This is a genomic window from Mucilaginibacter sp. GW822-FHT03E02 (assembly GCF_058801545.1).
In genome coordinates, this window is the sequence record NZ_JBXANJ010000001.1 from 3657010 (window position 1) to 3677756 (window position 20747).

The 20747-nt window shown below is 42.0% G+C and carries 17 protein-coding genes; 7 read left to right on the forward strand and 10 right to left on the reverse strand.

What is annotated here, in order from left to right; translation table 11 throughout:
- Positions 1 to 383: 383 nt before the first annotated feature.
- The 6 genes from AC1RM2_RS15170 to AC1RM2_RS15195 form a co-directional block, all read right to left on the reverse strand.
- Positions 384 to 536 carry a GIY-YIG nuclease family protein gene (locus AC1RM2_RS15170; RefSeq protein ID WP_492986031.1) on the reverse strand — a complete coding sequence of 51 codons (153 nt, stop codon included), beginning with the start codon at positions 534 to 536 and terminating at the stop codon, positions 384 to 386.
- A 104-nt stretch (positions 537 to 640) separates the two neighbouring features.
- Positions 641 to 1054 carry a hypothetical protein gene (locus AC1RM2_RS15175; protein WP_492986033.1) on the reverse strand — a complete coding sequence of 138 codons (414 nt, stop codon included), beginning with the start codon at positions 1052 to 1054 and terminating at the stop codon, positions 641 to 643.
- 256 nt (positions 1055 to 1310) lie between these two features.
- Positions 1311 to 1892, reverse strand: coding sequence for a crossover junction endodeoxyribonuclease RuvC (gene ruvC / locus AC1RM2_RS15180; protein WP_492986034.1), 582 nt, complete (start codon positions 1890 to 1892; stop codon positions 1311 to 1313).
- Between the two features lie 19 nt (positions 1893 to 1911).
- On the reverse strand, positions 1912 to 2550 hold the full coding sequence (aat, locus tag AC1RM2_RS15185; protein ID WP_492986035.1) for a leucyl/phenylalanyl-tRNA--protein transferase: 639 nt from the start codon (positions 2548 to 2550) through the stop codon (positions 1912 to 1914).
- Between the two features lie 11 nt (positions 2551 to 2561).
- Complete coding sequence (locus AC1RM2_RS15190; protein WP_492986036.1) at positions 2562 to 4505, reverse strand: DUF3857 domain-containing protein; 1944 nt, start codon at positions 4503 to 4505, stop codon at positions 2562 to 2564.
- A gap of 7 nt (positions 4506 to 4512) precedes the next feature.
- Positions 4513 to 6447 carry a DUF3857 domain-containing protein gene (locus AC1RM2_RS15195; RefSeq protein WP_492986037.1) on the reverse strand — a complete coding sequence of 645 codons (1935 nt, stop codon included), beginning with the start codon at positions 6445 to 6447 and terminating at the stop codon, positions 4513 to 4515.
- A 377-nt stretch (positions 6448 to 6824) separates the two neighbouring features.
- Here AC1RM2_RS15195 and hflX point away from each other — a divergent pair, with 377 nt between their 5' ends.
- Positions 6825 to 8009 carry a GTPase HflX gene (gene hflX / locus AC1RM2_RS15200; RefSeq protein ID WP_477355439.1) on the forward strand — a complete coding sequence of 395 codons (1185 nt, stop codon included), beginning with the start codon at positions 6825 to 6827 and terminating at the stop codon, positions 8007 to 8009.
- Positions 8010 to 8124: 115 nt separating this feature from the next.
- Here the strand turns inward: hflX and AC1RM2_RS15205 are convergent, their stop codons facing one another.
- Together AC1RM2_RS15205 and mqnB are read right to left on the reverse strand one after the other, a co-directional pair.
- The gene (locus AC1RM2_RS15205) at positions 8125 to 8985 is read right to left on the reverse strand and encodes a menaquinone biosynthesis family protein (protein WP_492986040.1); all 861 of its coding nucleotides are present in this window, start codon (positions 8983 to 8985) and stop codon (positions 8125 to 8127) included.
- 87 nt (positions 8986 to 9072) lie between these two features.
- Positions 9073 to 9693, reverse strand: a complete 621-nt coding sequence (mqnB, locus tag AC1RM2_RS15210; protein ID WP_492986041.1) for a futalosine hydrolase — start codon at positions 9691 to 9693, stop codon at positions 9073 to 9075.
- 97 nt (positions 9694 to 9790) lie between these two features.
- Here mqnB and AC1RM2_RS15215 point away from each other — a divergent pair, with 97 nt between their 5' ends.
- The 4 genes from AC1RM2_RS15215 (at position 9791) to AC1RM2_RS15230 (ending at position 15626) form a co-directional block, all read left to right on the forward strand.
- Positions 9791 to 10207 carry a 6-pyruvoyl trahydropterin synthase family protein gene (locus tag AC1RM2_RS15215; RefSeq protein WP_147060976.1) on the forward strand — a complete coding sequence of 139 codons (417 nt, stop codon included), beginning with the start codon at positions 9791 to 9793 and terminating at the stop codon, positions 10205 to 10207.
- A 9-nt stretch (positions 10208 to 10216) separates the two neighbouring features.
- Positions 10217 to 10855 (forward strand): GTP cyclohydrolase I FolE, encoded by a 639-nt coding sequence (gene folE, locus AC1RM2_RS15220; protein WP_147054189.1) that lies wholly within the window; start codon positions 10217 to 10219, stop codon positions 10853 to 10855.
- Between the two features lie 84 nt (positions 10856 to 10939).
- A complete protein-coding gene (gene fabD, locus AC1RM2_RS15225; RefSeq protein ID WP_492986043.1) occupies positions 10940 to 11827 on the forward strand; it encodes an ACP S-malonyltransferase in 888 nt (295 codons plus the stop codon).
- Positions 11828 to 11891: 64 nt separating this feature from the next.
- Positions 11892 to 15626, forward strand: a complete 3735-nt coding sequence (locus AC1RM2_RS15230; protein WP_492986044.1) for a sensor histidine kinase — start codon at positions 11892 to 11894, stop codon at positions 15624 to 15626.
- Positions 15627 to 15745: 119 nt separating this feature from the next.
- Here the strand turns inward: AC1RM2_RS15230 and AC1RM2_RS15235 are convergent, their stop codons facing one another.
- Positions 15746 to 16279 carry a YfiT family bacillithiol transferase gene (locus AC1RM2_RS15235; RefSeq protein ID WP_492986045.1) on the reverse strand — a complete coding sequence of 178 codons (534 nt, stop codon included), beginning with the start codon at positions 16277 to 16279 and terminating at the stop codon, positions 15746 to 15748.
- Between the two features lie 88 nt (positions 16280 to 16367).
- Here AC1RM2_RS15235 and AC1RM2_RS15240 point away from each other — a divergent pair, with 88 nt between their 5' ends.
- A complete protein-coding gene (locus tag AC1RM2_RS15240; protein WP_492986047.1) occupies positions 16368 to 17705 on the forward strand; it encodes an FAD-dependent oxidoreductase in 1338 nt (445 codons plus the stop codon).
- On the opposite strand, the gene AC1RM2_RS15245 is transcribed toward AC1RM2_RS15240, so the two are convergent.
- Positions 17702 to 18223, reverse strand: a complete 522-nt coding sequence (locus AC1RM2_RS15245; RefSeq protein WP_492986048.1) for a GNAT family N-acetyltransferase — start codon at positions 18221 to 18223, stop codon at positions 17702 to 17704. The two genes, AC1RM2_RS15240 and AC1RM2_RS15245, sit on opposite strands and share 4 nt — an antisense overlap.
- A gap of 90 nt (positions 18224 to 18313) precedes the next feature.
- Between AC1RM2_RS15245 and AC1RM2_RS15250 the strand changes: the two genes are divergently transcribed.
- Positions 18314 to 20701 carry a S9 family peptidase gene (locus AC1RM2_RS15250; protein ID WP_492986050.1) on the forward strand — a complete coding sequence of 796 codons (2388 nt, stop codon included), beginning with the start codon at positions 18314 to 18316 and terminating at the stop codon, positions 20699 to 20701.
- Positions 20702 to 20747 lie beyond the last annotated feature (46 nt).

The following is a 20747-nucleotide window of genomic DNA, read 5'->3' on the forward strand; positions in this document are numbered from 1 at the left end:
TGTGGGAGACGCATGTGATGCGTCTCTACAAAAAAACATTAATAATCAATATATTATAATGATGTCATTATAAGGCACGAAGCAATCCCGAACTATGTGGGACTTAGCATGTCGGGGATTGCTTCGTGCCTCGCAATGACGGATATTTGATATTGACAATCAGTAACTTACAAGCACGTCATTATAAGCGATAGCGTGGCAATCTCGTCGCCAAACCAGGCGAATGTGCCGGTCAGACAGCTAATCATACCACCCATTGCTCAAGTCACTCCACGATGGATTAAAGCCCACAATCAAATCGATCTTCTTTTGCCGGGAGCCCGCTTTTAATTGTTTGTCCCGCGCAATAGCATCCTGTATGCATTGAAATTCTTCGTAATAAACTAACTTGTCGCATTTATATTGAGCGGTGAAGCCATTATTAACTTTTTGCTTATGTTGTCAATGCGGCTTTGCAAATCGTTGGTTACGCCAATGTAGAAGACCGTGTTGGCTTTATTTGATAAGATGTAGATATAGTATTCGTGAACCTTCATGATCGATATGCATGTGGCCAAGGTTGGCGACGAGGTTGCCGCGCTGCGCTCGCAATGACAATTTATTAAAATGCGAATAACATATATGTATGCAACAATGTATATTAACTTGATGCCTTTGCCATCAAAGCCATAACCGGGGCGTCGAAAATATTGGCGAAGGCATTTACAAAGCTGTTGCCCTTTTCGGTGTTTTTAAAATCTTCGGGATAAAAAATGTAATCAACCCCCAGCACTTTTAAAAGGCTATCAACCTTGGTGTGCTCTTTTTGCTTGTAACAGCAAATCTTTATTTTATTGTAAGCCGGGTTTGATTGTAAGCGACGCAATATCTTTTCTATGTCTGCGTTCAAATGATCGTAGTCAAAAATTACCAGGTTGGGTTTCTGCTCGTGAATGGATGGGAAAATATGACTCGTTGACGAAATATGCTTAAATTGTTTATTATTCGGCAATAACTCAACCGAAAAAGTATCGGGAGCAACCAATAGCACATTTTTAGACCGTACTCGGATCATGATCAATCAATTAAGGGGACTTAAAAGTAATTGTTAAAGTGCACTTTGTCAACAAATTATTGCTTATTTTAAAAAAATAATGCAAAAAAGTATAGTTTGTTACAAATTTAATAGGCGAACAGACACGGGGTTTCTTTTGGGTTAATTGGTGTTGCCCAAAGGTTAATTCGCGTTGGTCATGGAGACTTGTACGGTGGAAAATAAAAAAAGTTACGGCAGCCAGATAGATTTTTATAAATACACTAATAGCCGGAATTTAAACTATCCGTTTTGCATTATCCTTCACAAATGTATCCCAGCCCGAGTATGATTTTTTACTGCCTGAGGCCGATTTTGTGCTTGTACCCATCCTTTGAAAAGAATGGCAAACAGCCACAGCCAAGCCGTCGGTAGCATCTAAAAAATCGGGCGTTTCTTTAAACTTTAACAAGTTTTGCAGCATGGCCGCAACCTGCTCTTTAGTGGCATTTCCGTTGCCGGTTATTGATTGTTTTATTTTGCGGGGAGCATATTCTGTAATATCTAAATTGCGCGATAGCGCCGCCGCGATAGCCACACCCTGCGCACGGCCCAGTTTGAGCATTACCTGGATGTTTTTACCATAAAACGGAGCTTCGATAGCCAGGCAGTCTGGGTGGTAATTATCAATAAGGGCTACGGTTTTTTCAAATATGCGCTGCAGCTTGAGCATATGGTCGTCAAGCTTTTCCATCTTTACCACACCAAGGGCAATAAGCTCTATCCTGGGGCCGGTTTCTTTAACCAGGCCATAACCCATAACTGCGGTTCCGGGGTCGATTCCTAAAATAATACGCTCTTTTGTGTTGGCCTGCTGCATACCCCTCAAAGGTAACCAATCAAAGCAAACTATTGTGCAGAACGGCTATATATTGCTCCCGCGATATCATTCGCGCACCCATGGATTCCAGGTGGCTGGTATGCACCTGGCAATCTATTAGTTTAAATTTATTGGTTTGGCACAGGTAAATTAATGCTGTTTTTGATGCGTTACTTACTTTGCTAAACATGCTTTCGCCACAAAAAACATCGCCAACCCATACCCCATAAAGCCCGCCAACCAATTGGCCCTGTTCCCATACTTCAACAGAGTGGGCGTAGCCTTCGGCATTCATGTTGATGTAGGCAGCCTGCATGTCGTCGGTAATCCAGGTGCCGTCCTGTCCTTCGCGCGGCGCGGTCGAGCAGGCTTTTATAACATCGGCGAAACAGGTATTAGTTGTAACCCTGAACCGGTTTGAACGGAGTACCTGGCCCATCGATTTGGAAATTATTAATTCATCGGGATACAGCACAAAACGCTCATGGGGCGAATACCAAAGGATAGGGGAATCGTCGCTATACCAGGGGAAAATACCATTTTGATAAGCTAACAACAGTCTTTGGGATGATAGATCGCCGCCTACAGCCAAAAGCCCGTCTGGTTCGGCCAGATCGGGCTCAGGAAAAAGTAAACGTTCATCGAGCCTGAATATCATCAGGCGCAAATTTAAGCTTTGCGGCGTATCACCAGTTTTTTATTTTGCGCTTTGGCAATGGCGTCAAAATAGGTTTGCATTTCGTTGTATTTGGCTGCAGGGATTACCTGGTTGGTTAAGTTGAACCGGGCTATACTTTTAACTTGTTTTTTTAAGGCATCATAGGTGTAATTGATATCATAATTGCCGTAGCTAAATTTTAAACTTTGGTTTGTTGGCAAAGTTTCAACTTCAAAATCGGCAGGTAAGTCAATTGTGGTAACACATGATTTTTGAACAGGGCTGTTGAAGTAATAGCTGGTGCTTCTTTTTTCCTGGTCTGGAACGGTAACGTCCCACAACGAAAAAGCAAGAGGCCTGTAAAATTGCTTATCGCCACTGGCCATGTCGCAAAACTTATCATAATCCAGTTCAAGTGTTACATCTTTTACGCCATTCCTGTCGCCCAACGGGTTATAATTAAAAACAGATGGCTGTTTGATATGGAGCTCTTTAAGCAAATACTGTTTTTGTTCATCAACTTTATAATTTGGAAGGCGATCTACAAAAATGCGCCGGTACTCGCCGGAGCTTGAAATTTTTATAATCGCTTTGGCGCCGCCATCTGCATCTAATGTAAGATGAACCTCGCTATCAAAGGTATTGTCGGCCGCTATGCTTTTGGGCGTGCTTACCAGTTTTCCGCCATCGTCAGTAATCAGCAACGCATTCCTGTTCTCGGTAAATGGACCAAGTTTACCAAATGCTGTGGTACTGCTGGTGCATTCAAGCCAGGTAGTATCATTTTTGAATGGGATGCACAAGATGGCATGATTAAAAGAGTTATTAGGAAATGCCGAATCAACGGGTTCTTCATTATTGCCGGCCCTGATGATAGCATAATATGCGTTTATATTAACGGCTTTCAGTAACGAATACATGTAATTTGAAAGGGCTTTACAATCGCCATATTTCTTTTGATCAACAAAGGTTGCCGGGAAGGGTTTATAGCCACCAATACCCAGTTGTATCCCTACATAACGCATGCCTTTTTGCATATAGTTATACAGGAACCGTGCTTTTTCTCTATCTGTTTTAATGGTATCTGTCATTTTCCTTATCTCGGCAATACGTTCCGGGCTTAACGAACAAACATCGCTGTTTAACCCCTTTATCCAATTGCCAAATGATTTCCAGGTAGTAAAATCACCGGGATAGCCAAAACAATCAAATGAATTTGCTGCGAATGAAACTTTTGGCAATATGTTCCATGAAAGAACATGGGGCTCCTTTTTTATCGCTTTAATATTTTTAACAGTCCAGGTGTAGGTATCTAATCCGTCGACAACTCCTTTTTCAGGAATGAGCGAGCAATTGCGGTTTTTATATCTGAAACCGATAGCCGGATTACATGAAAGCTTATAGGAAGCATGCTGAACAGATTGCTCAACCTTATCCTGGATATACCATTCGCCTAACCCAATAAAGCTGCTGATGGTTTCTTCATATTCAAATTCAACCGTTACCGGATATGAAGCGATGGCATGCTTGATAGCCAAAAAGCGCTCGTCGGTAACCATTGTTTCGTCGTTAGCAGCAGAGCCATCGTACATATCGCTTTTGTGGTATTTTTTTATTGGGACGCCAAGCGCATTATACACATGAATTTCCAGTCCCGAATAATAATCATACTTTTTATTGTACCCCATTTCAAGGATTGCCTCATCGTCGCCTTTTTCGTTCAAAATGGTAACAATGCTATGGTGTTTTGATACCATTTTACCAGGGCCTTTCACAATTACCTCATCGCTTGAGTACCGTACTACAGAATTGGCCTCATCTTTTAACGAATCAGGAATAGTTGCTGCGACATATAAATCTTTAGGAATATTTTTATCCTGACAAAAGCTCTGGTTATACAGTGCGCATAAGGCTGCTGTGGTGAGCAGCAGCCTGGTGTAATGTTTAATACACATAATCTTATTAGCCTTTTTTAAGTACAATCTGCTCGTTAAGCATATCATACATTTTTTTACAAAACTCACGGAACTCGGGGTAGTTCTCCTTAAAATACATCGACTTTTTATGATCGATGCTAAAGCGAACCATTATTGACCCATCCTGCTCGGCAACCATGCGTTTAAAAACTACAGTTCCATCGGGTATGGCCATGCTGATGCTTTTGGGCATTGCATCAATTTTATACCCTGTCGGAATTTTAAAAATGCCGGTTATGGCGTAGTTATCGCGGTAGCCAAAATCAATATCGGTAAAGCGGTTTTCGGCCAAAAACGGGTTTGTTTTAAGGCCGGTAAACAGATTTGAATTAAAGTAGATGTAATTATCATCGCTGCCGGTAAGGTCGAGGTTGAAATTGAGCTTTTGACGTAACGGCAGCGTGTCAATATCCATATTCTCGAAGGTAAGGCCCGATATTTTTAAGCTGTTGTTGTCTTCGCGTAAGTAGTCATTATACTTTTTTTCGCCATCGGTTTTATACTTTTTGGTGAGGTAAATTTTGTTATAGCTAAAACTGCTGATATCGGCAGTGCCACTCATTTTGCCATCGGGCTTAATTTCGGCATTCAATAAAACAACCTGGCGTATAGGGTCCGGTTGTTGCAAAAAGGGCAGGTCATACACCTTATTTTCTTTATCAAGCATAAGGCCAAATGAATTTAAAAATACCTCGGGCACCTGGTTGTACAAATTATATTTGTTGGTAGCATCAAGTACATAATATTTGGCGCTATCAACCGGGATATATGCAACAGTACTGTTAAACTGGGTGGTTGATGGATAGCTGGGGTTTATACGGCCATTTTTGCGGGTGCTCACCATCATCGGATAAACATTTAAGCCTGCCTTTTTAAGCAGGTGATAAAGGATAAGGTTTACTTCGGCCGAGTTTCCAATCTTCTTTTCCCATGCTTTTGGTGTTCCGTCGTTGGTATAGTGGGCATAGTAATCGTTCCATTTCATGGTATTTTTAACCTCGTTAAAAATATAGGCAATTTTTTCATCGTCGGTTTTAAGTGCTTTTGCCTTATTAATAATTACTTCTTCGCCGGTAAGTTTCCGGTTAAACTGGCCACCAAAATCCTCATCATCTACCATGTTTTGGCCAACTTTTGTCCACGAATCCTGGAAGTTTGGTGCAAAATAGCCGGGTATGCGGATGCTTAATAATTGGAAAAGGATCCGTTCGGAATTGTCATTGCGGGCATCCATATACGGTTCATCTTTTAACGAGGGGATATTCACCATTGCCTCGGTATGCGTGTTTGATGAACTTGTTTTATCAACGGCGTAAGGAGAATGAATGTTTGAAAGCCTTTTATAAGTTAATATATCCGGGGTATTGGTATTCAACTCGCTATACCGGGTTGGCAAATCTGTTTGAAAATACCAATCGGGAAAGTTTGCAATTGATTGGCTTGTTAAGCGATACTTGTATTCGATAATTGTACCTGGTTTAACGTTAGGAAACGAAAACACCATGGCCGAGCGATACTTGTCAACAACTTCGGTAAATATCTGTTTTTTATCAACCTTAATAATTTCAACGGCGCCATTGGTTAAGTTAATAGTTTGAGCCTGTAAACCGGTAATGTATTCAATGCGATTGTAGCTGTAATATTCGATGCGGATGTTGGCCTCGTCTTTGCCGTTATCGTTAAAAATTTTGATGCGTTTGTGCCTGTCGGTGTTGATATTGTATTGCATATCAAAATACGTATCGCCTTTATCAAAAAGAATTTCGGCGTTGGCATCAGGTTCAAAATCGCATTTTGTCATTTCCAGATCGGCCTTATCAACTTTACCGAATGATTGAGCTGTTGGTAAGGGGGTGGCAGTTTGTGCGTTCGCGGTAATAGTTAAAGAGCCCAGCAATAGCAGGGAAAAGATTTTGTTCATGTCAATAAGGTTTAATCAGACGAATATAATAATAGGAAAACGATTCTTGTTAAAATAAATAAAACAATTTATTTAATTGTTTGTAATTGGGCCACATGTTTTTGGCTGGGCAAACACATTTAAATAGTTAACGGCGATCAGTTTAGTGTTAACCATGTTAAAAATTCAAAACGTTTATTGTGAAGTATTTATCAAAAATATGTCTGAAATGTGTTAAGTTATGTTAACCCTATTAGATGCGTTTGCCCTATGTTTTTTGTAAAACATATTTTATTAGTAATGACAGTCAATTACCTTTGTATGTGCTATTTTGGCGTTAAATAGCTCCGTTTGTGCTATATTAGTAAATTGGCACCGCGATTGATATACCATAGTTAATGAAGCAAAAATTTTATGATACTGCTGTGAAGCAGGAAAAAGCTGTTTTGGTTGGCGTGATGACACCCCACGTAACCGATGAGCAGGAGAAAGAATATTTAGAGGAATTGGAGTTTCTGGTTGCTACGGCAGGCGGCGAAACAATAACTCATTTTACCCAAAAACTACAAAGGCCCGATAGGGCTACCTTTGTGGGCAGCGGCAAGCTGGAAGATATTAAGGCTTTTGTTATTGAAGAAGAGATTGATATGGTGGTGTTTGACGATGAGCTGTCGCCATCGCAATTGCGTAATATTGAAAACGAACTACAGGTAAAGATACTTGACAGGAATAACCTTATCCTGGATATTTTTGCCAATCGCGCGCAAACCGCCCAGGCCAAAACCCAGGTTGAACTGGCCCAACTACAATATTTGCTGCCCCGCCTTACCCGTTTGTGGACCCACCTTGAGCGCCAGAAAGGTGGTATTGGTATGCGCGGACCGGGTGAATCGCAGATTGAGACCGACAGGCGTTTGATTTTGAATAAAATAGCCTTGCTGAAAGAGAGATTAAAGCAAATAGACAAGCAAAACGAAACCCAGCGCAAAAACCGCAGCCAGATGGTACGTGCTGCGTTGGTGGGTTATACCAACGTTGGCAAATCGACCATTATGAACATGGTATCTAAATCGGAAGTGTTTGCCGAAAACAAACTGTTTGCCACATTAGATACTACAGTAAGGAAAGTGGTGCTTGAAAATGTCCCCTTCCTGTTATCAGACACGGTTGGTTTTATTCGCAAGTTGCCACACCAACTGGTAGAGTGTTTTAAATCGACCCTGGACGAAGTGCGCGAAGCAGATATTCTGGTGCACGTAGTAGATATTTCGCACCCTAATTTTGAGGATCAGATACGTACTGTTAACGAAACCCTGAAAGATATTGGTGCTATTGATAAACGGATGATAACCGTATTTAATAAAATAGATGCCTTTAAACCAGAAGATCACCAGATAGAGCAGCAGGAAGAGCCGCTAACGCTGGATGATTTTAAACACAGCTGGATGGCGAAAAACAACAGCCCGGCCATATTTATATCGGCCACAAAAAGAGAAAATGTAGATGAGTTTAGGAATTTACTTTATGAGGAGGTGAAAGCGATACATACCGAGCGTTATCCATATGATCATTTGTTGTATTAAGCGGCGAAGCCCCCTAACCCCCTGAAAGGGGAACTTTTGATTCGCTAAGTCGCTAAATAAAACGGCCCCAATAATGCAAGAAGGGCCGTTTTATTTTTAAACTATGATTCCCCCTTCAGGGGGTTAAGGGGCTCAAAAACAAATCCTCTTTTATTGCAGGTATAAAATTATTCTTCAAAGCCGTATCAAAAAGCAGCTTTATCGCTTTCCTTCCTTCCTCTCCAAGCTCTACAGAATATTTATTTACATACAGGTCAATGTGTTTGTACATTACTTCTTCGCTCATCTCCTGGGCGTGCGAGCGGATAAACTCCAGGCCCGATTTAGGGTTGGCAAAAGCAAACTCAACTGATTTACGCAGCACCCGGTTCAGTTTGTGGTGAATATCTGCCGACAAATTACGGTTGGCCACAATGCCGCCAAGTGGAATAGCGCAGCCGGTTTGCTTTTCCCAATGATCGCCCAGGTCGATGATCTTTTTTAGGCCTCTATCCTGGTAGGTGAAGCGGTTTTCGTGGATGATCAATCCTACGTCAACCCGGCCTTCCAATACCGCGTTCTCGATATCAGAAAAAACAAGTTCTACTTTATTGATAGCGTTGGGGAAAGCGTTGCCTAACAAAAAATTGGCGGTTGTGTATTTGCCGGGAATCCCTATTCTGAGGTTTGGGTTGCCGGTTTCGAATTGCGAGAGTAGTTTTTCCGGATCTGATTTGCATATCAGCATTGGCCCCACGCCAAATCCTAATGCGCTGCCCGAATCTAACAGCACGTATTTATCGGCTACATAGGCAAAGGCATGGTAGCTAAGCTTGGTAACATCCAATTCGCCGCGAAATGCTTTTTGGTTCAGGGTTTCTACATCATCATAAAAAACCTCAAACTCCAGGCCTTCGGTGTCAATTTTATGGTGAATAAGGGCATCAAAAATAAAAGTATCGTTGGGGCAGGGAGAAAAGCCGAGGGTTAATTTCATATGGGTTGTACGTGTTACGTTTTAAGTTGTACGTGTTAAGTAATTGAAAGCCTACGTATAACGTACGACGTCAAACCTCAACCGTAATTAAAGTCGAATGATCGCGTCAATCAGATCAATGGCAAAGGTATTCAGATTTTTTATAGCCAGCCCTATTTGCCAGTTGTCACGGTTGCGTTTTTCGACATAATTTGACACAGCCCTGATTTGGATGCATCGCGCATTAACCTGCTGACAGGCATAAAAGAAAGCCGCGCCTTCCATACTTTCCAGTTGCGGATTTAAACGCTCCTGCACTTTTTTGATAGATGCATCATTCCCATGAACGGTATTTACTGTAATGGCCCTGGCTTTTTTCAAATAGAAATTACTTTCAACCTCATCTAATGTAGCTGTGGGTTTATAGGTTACCTCGCCAAAGCCCAAAACGTTCATGGGGATAAACTTTTCGTCGTCTTCCGCACCTGTTTCAGCAAAGGTATCGTCGGTTACTTCTACTACAAAGCCAGGCTCAATGCTCTTGTCGAAGCTGCCGGCTATGCCTAAATTTATTACCAGATCATATTTACCATGAACAAAATGACGCCCGAGTGCAAAAGCAGTGGGCACCATGCCGGCGCCGGTTATTAATACATCTATTTTATTACCAAAGTATTTGGCTAATGGTTCAACTTCGGGCGCCGTAGCAGCAACAACTAATATAAGCATCTTGCTTTTTGTAGGTTTTATTTACAGATTTTTGACCACGAATATAAAACAACTCGCCTGTTTTTGTTTTGTATATTTGCACCCACTTATTATTATGATGATACATATAACGCGCAAAGAACATTTTAATGCCGCTCATCGGATGTACCGTGAGGAATGGAGCGCTGAAAAAAACAATGAGGTATTTGGCAAATGTGCCAACCCCAACTGGCATGGTCATAATTACAATTTATTTGTAACGGTTAAGGGCGAAGTTACCCACGCAACCGGCTATCTGATGGACTTGAAAGAGCTTAAGGTTATTATTAACGAGCACGTTATTGAAAAGCTTGATCATAAAAACATCAATTTGGATGTTGAATTCATGGCTGGCAAAATGGCATCGACGGAGTTACTTTGCATCGAAATTTTTAACCAGCTTAAGGCGCCTATTGAGGCTTATGAGGGGGTGTTTTTACACTCGGTAAAACTATATGAAACTGAAAATAATTCCGCGGAATATTTTGGCGGATAACCGGATAAAATGATTGATAAAAACCACATCCCCGACCGCGATGATGATATTGACGGTTACACCAAAATAGACAGGTATAACCCACAACTGATTGAAAACCTATCGGCCCATTACCTTGATGTTTTAAAACAAATTGGCGAAAACCCCCAAAGGGAAGGCTTGTTAAAAACGCCGGAACGGATAGCCAAGGCAATGCTGTTTTTAACTCATGGCTATGACCTGGATGCCAAAAGCATCCTTAACTCGGCCATGTTCAAAGAGGAATACAGCCAGATGGTAATTGTAAAAGATATTGAAGTATACTCGATGTGCGAGCACCATATGCTGCCTTTTTTCGGAAAGGCACACATTGCCTATATTCCTAATGGCTATGTGGTTGGGTTAAGCAAAATACCACGCGTAGTTGACGCTTTTGCCCGCAGGCTGCAGGTGCAGGAGCGCTTAACCAACGAGATTCGCGATTGTATCCAGGAAACCCTAAATCCGGTTGGTGTAGGGATAGTTATTGAATGCCGCCACCTGTGTATGAGTATGCGCGGTGTGCAAAAACAAAACTCGGTAACCACCACATCGGCATTTACCGGCGAGTTTTTAAAAGAAAAAACCCGCACCGAATTTTTAAATTTGATAAGTTCCAAATTAAGTTGATTAAGTGAATGGTTGATTGGGTGAGTGGTTTCGGAAAATAAAAACACTCACCCAATCAACTCAATCAACCAATAAACCAAAGCAATGAAAGCATATATTTTTCCAGGGCAGGGTGCCCAATTCCCGGGTATGGGTAAAGATCTTTACGAGCAATCTGACAAAGCGCGTGAGTTATTTGAAAGAGCCAATGAAATATTGGGCTTCAGGATTACCGATGTAATGTTTGATGGCACAGCCGAAGATTTGGTACAAACCAACGTTACCCAGCCGGCAATATTTTTACACTCGGTAATTTTAGCGACTGTTTTGGGTGATGAATTTAAACCGGATATGGTTGCCGGCCACTCCCTTGGCGAATTTTCGGCCCTGGTTGCTGCAGGCGCTTTATCATTTGAAGATGGTTTACGCCTGGTTGCCGCCCGTGCTAACGCTATGCAAAAAGCCTGCGAAATACAACCATCGACAATGGCCGCCATTTTAGGCCTGGATGACTTTATTGTGGAAGATGTTTGCCAGCGGGCAAGTGCCGTTGTTGTAACAGCAAACTATAACTGCCCCGGCCAATTGGTTATATCCGGTAGTATTGAAGGGATTGACGAGGCCTGCGAAAAACTGCTGGCCGCGGGTGCAAAAAGGGCTTTAAAACTTAAAGTTGGCGGCGCTTTCCACTCGCCATTAATGGAATCGGCGAGGGTTGAATTAGAGGCGGCAATTGTTGCTACCGAAATTAAAGCCCCGGTTTGTCCTATTTATCAAAATATTGATGCCAAACCATATATCGATCCTGCTGTTATAAAACAAAATTTAATAGCGCAGCTTACCGGCGCCGTAAGGTGGACACAAACCGTGAAGCATATGTTGGAGGATGGCGCTACCTCGTTTACCGAGGTTGGGCCAGGTAATGTATTGCAGGGGCTTGTTAAAAAGGTTGATAGGGCAATAGTTACACAAAGCGCTGCATTACCTCAATAATAATTAAAAAGGCACTATTTAATAGTGCCTTTCGTTTTAACCCTGTAAAATATCTGACAGCAATTTGACAACCTCGGGAAAAATACGTTTGTTGCTAACCCTCATTGGTATAGGGCTGTTGTTTACGGCTATTTTTATCCAAAAAACATATACGCCGGTCAACAACCTCGACCAATCGGCCCTGGCTCTTGAGGCTAACTTGCACAATAAGGAAGCCTACATTGATAAACTGCTAAAAGATAAAGAACAGCTTAACAAATTTAAAACCCTGGCCGATAATGACCAGGAGGCCATTAACAGGATAGAGGAGTTTACTACCAAAAGGAACACCTGGTTTATAACAGCGTACAATAACCATTTAAGTTTTTGGAGCGGCATTAAAATTTTGCCAGATAGCATAGGCAATATCCGAGAGGGTAATTCTTTTATCAAGCAGCCCAATGGGTATTATGAGGCGATTAAGAAAACAGAGGGGGCTTTTTCAGTAATATTTTTCATCCCGGTAAAAATCAATTACAGCTTTACCAATCAGTATCTTCAAAACACTTTTGCTAAAGATTTAATAACGACAGACAATATTGAGCTTGCTGATCTGGGCGATAAAAATGCTTACGATGTACACAGCGTCAACAACGATTATCTTTTCTCTGTAAAACAAAAAGCCAGCAGCGTCAATTATGCATTTATATATTATCAGGCTGTTTTTTGGATTTTAACCATCATAACGCTTTGTATATTAATTCATAATATTTGCTGCCATATGGCGGCAAAGGGTTATGGCTGGTTGTCCGTGGTTTTCCTGGGTTTGTACATAATCGTGTTCCGCGTTGTTAATTTATATTATCACCTGCCCGATTTTCGGGGGATGCTTAAATTGTTTGACCCCGCCATTTTCCATTCTGGAATTTTGTATCCGTCTTTTGGCGACCTGTGTATTAACCTGCTTTGTGTTTTTTGGTTTGTTGTATTTATTTATCTGCAACGGCGAAGGTTGTTTACAGCGGTTTACAAAAACTCAGTGGGCTATTTTATTGTAGTTGGCTGCATTCTTTTGTTGATAGGGATATCCACATCATTGTTAAGGTTGTTTTATGACCTGGTTATCCATTCGGGCATCAATTTTAATGTGAACAATGTGCTTGGCCTGTCATCATTCAGTATTCTGGGTGTTTTAATGTTGTGCTTTAGTTTTCTCATTTTTTATCTTGTTGATGAGGTGGTTCTTTTTATATGCCTCAAGCTGGATGTACCAAAATTGCACCAGTTATTACTGCTGGTAGTAGGCGTTGTTATAAGTACAATTGTTTTTGCACGGCATTACGATTTTAGCTTGTTTTACTTGTTGTGGATGCTGCTGGTAGTGATGAGGGCATTTGGATTTGTTTACCAGGGCGGTAAGCTTACAACAAGCGCCTTTTTGGGCGTGCTTTTAATCTGTTCGTTAATTTCGGCTATTAAGTTAAACCACTTTGAAGGCATTAAAGAGGAGTCTGTACGCAAAAAGTTGCTGCAACGGTTAGGCGACCCAATTGACCATTATGCCGAAAACGCATTTATAAAGATTGAGAAGCGGATTCTTGTTGACACAACTATTGTGCGCTACTTTAAGGAAAATATACATAACAACGAGTACCTGTTAACCCGTTTTCAGAAACTGTATTTTGATGGATACCTGTCAAAATATGTTATTAAAATACACGAGTATGATGCCAATGACCAGCCCCTGGCCAATGACGACATCCCGATAACCGGGTTTAAAGACCAGGTTGTATATAATTCATATAAGGTTGTACCAACATCTTATTTTTACCGGGGCACAGCATCGTTTGGGCGTCAGAGTTATTTTGCGATACTGCCTATAAAAAACGGAAATAAGCAATTAGGAACATTGGCCATTGAATTTACATCAAAACCAGTTCAGGTGCTTGGAGCTTTCCCCGATCTATTGATCGAAGGATCGTTACAATCCGAAGATGAATTTAAAGATTACTCATATGCTTATTACTATGATAATCGCTTGCAAAGCCAACGGGGAAGTTATGTTTACACCCTTAATAACCCAGATTTTAAAGGGGTCCTAAAAAGTTATATTATAAAAACCACCCGGTTCAATAATCCCGAATGGTACAATACCTTTACAAAATACGACCACCTGATTTATAAACCCAACAAACGCAATATCATAGTAGTAAGTAAAGAAACAAACCCCCTCTATAATGGGGTAGCCTCGATTACTTTCTTTTTTATGGCCTTGTTGATATTTAGTGCCATTATTATTATAGTTAGGGGTGCATGGGTACGTGTAAGGATTTTGAGTATTAAGGATGATAAAATCCGGTGGAAATTTAGGATTAATTTTGACAAGGTTCTTTATCGAACCCGCATCCAGTTTGTAATGATATTTGCGGTTGTGGTTACGCTGATTGTGGTAGGCTTTATTACTTTTGTATCAATAGGGCGCCAATACCACGAACAGCAAGATAAACAAATCCGCGATAAAATAACCAGGATAGCCGAAACCTTTCAAACCGGCGCGCTAAACCGGTATATATATAATGTAAACGAGAAAAACCAGGTTGATTTTAACGTACTGGCCGAAACATATTCTACCGATCTTATCCTGTTTGATACCAATGGCGTGCCGCTGGTTACAACCCAGCCTAAAATGTATGAGGCGGGCCTGGTGGCTAAAAAAATGAACTCCCGCGCTTTTATCTACCTGAGCAGGCTGCAAAAAACAGAATTTGTGAATGATGAAAAGATAGGAGAATTGAACTACAAGGCCGCTTATGCTCCCATAGTAAGCTCGGGGCAAAAGGTTATTGCCTACATCCAGCTGCCCTATTTTTCAAATGAAGCAGATTATAAACAACGCATAAGTTCATTGTTGAATGTGATGATAAATGTTTACGCATTGGTGTTTTTAGCTATTGGCTTATTGGCCATTATTATTGCCAGACAAATTACCGCGCCATTGAGCTTTATACAGGAAACGTTGAGTAAAACCATCTACGGTAAAAAGAACGAGCCCATAAAATGGCAGCGAAATGATGAGATTGGGGCATTGGTTAAAGAGTATAACAAAATGATATCGGCCCTTGAGAATAGTGCAACCAGATTGGCGCAATCTGAACGGGAAAGTGCCTGGCGCGAAATGGCCAAACAAGTGGCCCATGAAATTAAAAATCCATTAACGCCACTCAAATTAGGTTTGCAGCTACTTGATAAATCATGGCGGGATAAGGACCCTAAGTTTGATCAAAAGTTTGAGCGTTTTAGCAAGTCATTTGTTGAACAAATAGAAAGTTTGTCATCCATTGCATCGGAATTTTCGGCTTTTGCCAAAATGCCCGATACCCGCATTGAGCAATTGAATGTTTTTGAAATGCTTAACCAGGCCGTAACCATATTTAAGCAGATGGACAACATGCACATAGTATACCAACTGCCCGAAGCTCCTTTTATAATAAATGCCGATAAAGATCAGCTATTGAGGTGTTTTAATAATTTATTGAAGAACGCGATTGAGGCCACGCCGGCAGAAAGAAAAGGGCTGATAAATATCAATTATCTTATAACCAGCAAAAATGTGCTGCTTACCATAAAAGATAATGGTAACGGGATTCCAGAAAATATGCGCGAAAAAATATTCGAACCCAATTTCACTACCAAAAGTTCTGGTACGGGACTTGGGCTTGCCTTTGTGAAAAACTCCATCGAGAATGCCAACGGCAAAATTTGGTTTGAGACAACCATTGGCATCGGCACAACTTTTTACCTGAGTTTTCCGTCCGCATAATTTGAGGTAAAGGGCGAAAGGTGTTTTATTGTGAAGCAAACACCCTCCTTTTATCTGAGATTGCGGCTGCTTTTACCTTTCCAACAGCTACCTTTCGCCTTTAACCTTTATCCTTTCAACTAATCCCGCGCGAATTTCTTCACCGTTTCCGTAACATGTGCCAAATGGTGTTTGCTGTGCCAGGAGTACAGCGCCAACCCTTTTTTAAGCGAAACGGTATCACCGGATGCTGGATGTACAAAGGTGCGTTCCCATTCGTTTTCGGTAAAGCTTTCAAATAAGGCTACCATGTGAATATGAATACCTTCCAATATTTTTAATGACGATTCTACCGGCAGGCGATAATCGGGTAGTAAAGCCCAGTCAGCCTCTTCGTAAGGCTTTATAACTGGGTTGGTTTCGGTTAGGGCCAGCTTAAAACGGGTGATAGAGTTCATATGGCTGTCGGCCAGGTGATGGATTACTTGCCTCAATGTCCAGCCGCCGGTACGGTACGGGGTATCCAGTTCCTGGTAGTTTAAACCGGCTATGGCATTACGCAATTTGCCGGGCAATGTGCGCAGATCATCTACCCATTCGCGGATGTTTTCGTCGGTGTAAGATGCCGGTGGTGCAAATTTCCCAATCGGGAACCTCATTTGTTCGTCTGTCATAAATGTTAAAAAAAATTAAATTAGGTATAATTTTATAGTACAGCAAGCTTTAGCCTAAATTAGCGTTCTGTACGTGTTAGTTAAAACGATGATAAAAAAACTGTTTTTAGTACTGCTGCTGTTAAAATGCTCCTTTACATATGCCCAAACCATTAAAACCGATATCCTTGTAATTGGCGGTGGTCCTGCCGGCGCCTCGGCGGCCATACAGGGAGCCCGCAGCAAAATTAAAGCAGTATTGGTTGAAGCTGGCCCGCAATTATGCCCATCAATGCAGGCTCAAACAATGATAACTATCGGTAACGGGCGTAACCTGCAATCAGGTATCTGGGGCGAATTCCGAAAATGGGTGACAGTGTTTTACAAAAAAACACCAGGGTATGACACCACGTATAATGCCCCACTTGGCTTAGAGCCATACACCGGAGCGGCTATTATAAAAAAAATGGCCGATACGGTTAAAAATCTAACCATAAAACTAAATACTATTGTTAGCTCGGTAAAAAAAGATGGGGACGGCTGGGTGGTAACTGTTAGCCAGGATGCAAAATCGCAACAAATAAAAGCAAAGCTGATTATAGATGCCACACCAAATGCTGCAATAGCCGAAAAATTGAGCATCAATTTTAAACCGTTTGATTTAATGGCCGATAATCATCAATCGGCCACATACCGAACCAGCATTGCAACAGGCGATGGCTATCCGGGGCAAAATGGGGACAAAATAAGCCCTTCCGGCAGCTACCCGCAACTGCCATCATATTGTATTCCGCTGAGCGCTATTGTGGCTCCGGGAGCCGAGAACCTGTTAGTTACAGGCAAGCTTTTTCCTGAAGATGATATACAATACCTGCCCAACCAACTTATGCTGGGCCAGGGCGCAGGCGCAGCCGCGGCATTTTGCGCATTTTTTAAAACTAACACCCACAAATTGAACGCACGCACCGTGCAGGGCGAACTGTTAGATTTTAAAAGCTACCTGCTTCCATTTGCCGATGTAAACCAAAACGATCGTTATTTTAGGTCGGTGCAACAGGTTGCGGCAACCGGGTTATTAAAGGGGGTGCAAAAATTGGATAGGAATACTCCGGAGATGGTGTTTATGCCCGATTCTGTAGTAAATACAGCCGAGATTGAGCCGGTATTAAATGATATTTATACCCGTACATTTTTATGGTTTAACAGGGAAAAACCCAAGCCGGAATTTACAGTAGAAAACACACTATCGCTTATAAGTGAGATAACATTAACGGATCCTAAAACGCTGCACATCTCCATGGCCAAAGCCTGGAAAAATCAATATAAATTCCAATCGGATTTTGATGTTAACCGGCCGATAACCCGCAGGGAGTTTGCTATATTGGTTAACCAGTTTTTAAACCCTTTTGCCCGAACGGTGGATTTATCGGGTAGGTTTGTAAATTAGACAGAAGGCTTAAGTGTAGCGTATAAATGCTCATCTAAAATAAGGCCGGTTTTAATAATGGCATTTTTGCAGATAGCTTCTTTTACAAACCCCGCTTTTTCCAATACCCGCATCGATTTTGGGTTATTGCCCAATACCCCTGCCTGCAGCCTTACAATATCCAGGCTGGCAAACCCGTAATCAACTACCAGTTTTATGGCTTTTGGCATTATGCCTTTTCCCCAATGTTCCTGGCCCAGCCAATATCCAATTAGCGCGGATTTGCGGTAAATATCGTCCCTTAAATCAATACCGATTACGCCGGCAAGTTCGCCGTTAATAACTATCGCGAATTTGGTTTGCACGATGTCGGCTATTCTACGCCGGATAAAATCGATGGCATCGGCAAGGGTGTATGGTGATGGAAAGCGATCAAAAAGGGCATTGATGATTTCGGGATTATCGGCATGCTTTTGCAGCGGTTCGGCATCCGTCAACCGCAATTCCCTTAAAATAAAACCGTCTCCTTTAATTTCCATTTGTAACAATAAAACGCCTAAAATTAGCAAACCAAACCCAAACTGTTAAATTGCATGCGTGTAATTTATTGCGCGATTTAAGACTGACTCATGAAAAAAATTATTACCCTATTATTGCTGGCCAATACCACAGCAGCTTTTGCCCAAAAACTGGATACACTTACTGTCGAAAAAATTATGCGCGACCCAAAGTGGATTGGTGTATCACCGTCAGATATTCATTGGAGCGATGACAGCAAAAAAATTCTTTTTAAGTGGAACATCGATAAAACAGGGCCCGACGAATTGTTTGCCATTACCCCGGCTAACACAGCGCCTCAAAAAGTGAGTATCGCCGATCAGCGCAGCTTGCCAGCCGAAAACGGTACCTGGAATAAAAAGCGAACCCAAAAAGTTTTTGAAAAAAATGGAGACCTATTTTTAGAGGACCTCAAATTGGGCAAAATAACCCAGCTTACCCATACGGAGGAGCGGGAAAATTCACCTGTTTTTAATGGCGATGAAAATCAAATCATATTTTCGCAAGGCAGTAACCTGTTCTCGATGAAGCTTAACGGAAATGGGTTGGAGCAGCTAACTAATTTTGTTAAATCAAAAAGTAAAAAGGGCATCGATGAACTTAACGAAGAAGAAAAATGGCTTAAAAGGCAGCAGCAGGAGTTGTTTGATATTGTTAAGGTGGAGAAGAAAGAGAAAAAACAAGACTCGGCCGAAAGAGCAGATTTAGTGCCGAAGGGATTGAAAGAACTGGTTTTTGGAGCTAAACGGGTTGAGCGGGTTAAAATTAGTCCCGATGAGCGCTTTGTTACTTACCGGCTCACAAAACCAGCAGACGATGTTAAAAATGCCATCGTTCCTAATTATGTAACCGAATCGGGCTTCACGGAGGATATTCCCAACCGGTCAAAAGTGGGCCGCCCATCATCAACATCCGAAACGTTTATTTACGACAGGCAGCGCGATAGCGTTTACCGGATAAAAACATCAGACCTGCCGGGCATTAAAGACGCGCCGGATTATTTAAAAGACTACCCAAAGGAGCAGGAGGCTTATAAAAAGGCTAATGCCGACAGGCAGGTAACTATCGAAGGCGTATTCTGGAGCGAAAACTCGGCCAATGCCATAGTGATAATATCAGCCCAGGATAATAAGGATCGCTGGATTATGCGATTGGACGCCCTTACCGGCAAACTTAGCCTGCTCGACCGCCAGCGCGATGAAGCCTGGATTGGTGGTCCCGGAATTGAAAACTCGGCGGCGGGGAACGTTGGTTTTATTGATAACGATCATTTCTATTTTCAGAGCGAGGCCAGCGGGTATTCGCACATTTATGTAGTTGATGTTAATAGCGGTGTAAAAAAGCAAATTACCAGTGGTAAATGGGAAGTGCAAACCCTGCAGCTATCCAACGATAAAAAAAGGGTTTACTTCACCGCTAATATCGACCATCCCGGGTTAACGGATTTTTACAGCCTGCCGGTTGATGGTGGTACGCCAACAAAAATCACAGGCTTAAAAGGCGGCAACGATGTAACACTATCGCCCGACGAAAAATGGCTGGCTATCCGCTACTCCTATTCCAACAAACCATGGGAACTATATGTGCAGGCCAATAAGCCCGGTGCCAGGGCGGTGCAGGTTACCAAATCCATAAGCAAAGAATACGAATCGTACCCATGGCGTGCGCCGGAAATTATCACCTTTAAAAACAGGTATGGCAGCGATGTTTACGCCCGTTTGTACTTGCCCAAAAAGGCAGACCCCGCAAAACCGGCTGTGGTATTTGTGCATGGTGCAGGCTACCTGCAAAACGTAACGTATTCCTGGAGCTATTACTTCCGCGAATTTATGTTTAACAATATGCTGGCGGATAACGGCTATACCGTGTTGGATGTTGATTACACCGCAAGCGCGGGCTATGGCCGCGACTGGCGTACTGGCATCTATCGCCACATGGGCGGCAAAGATTTGACAGATCAGGTTGATGGTGTAAAGTACTTAATAGATAAATATGGCGTAAACCCCAAACACGTTGGCTTATATGGCGGATCATACGGCGGGTTTATTACGCTGATGGGCATGTTCACCGAACCGGATGTTTTTGCTGCAGGTGGTGCTATCCGCTCGGTTACCGATTGGGCACATTACAACCACGAGTATACCTCCAACATTTTGAACGAACCTTTTACCGACGAAATGGCCTACCGCAAAAGCTCGCCCATTTACTTTGCCAATGGCTTAAAAGGCAATTTATTGATGCTGCACGGTATGATAGACCAGAACGTGAACTACCAGGATATCATTCGCCTGACCCAGAAGCTAATTGAGTTGCATAAAGAAAACTGGGAACTGGCATCGTACCCCGTAGAAGACCACGCCTTTGAACAACCCAGCAGCTGGACGGATGAGTATAAACGGATTTATAAACTGTTTGAGCAAACGTTGAAGCCCGAAGCTGTTGCGTTGCGCAACAGGTGAAACAGTACAAAACTGCATCTGTCTGAAAATCTGAAAATTACAAATT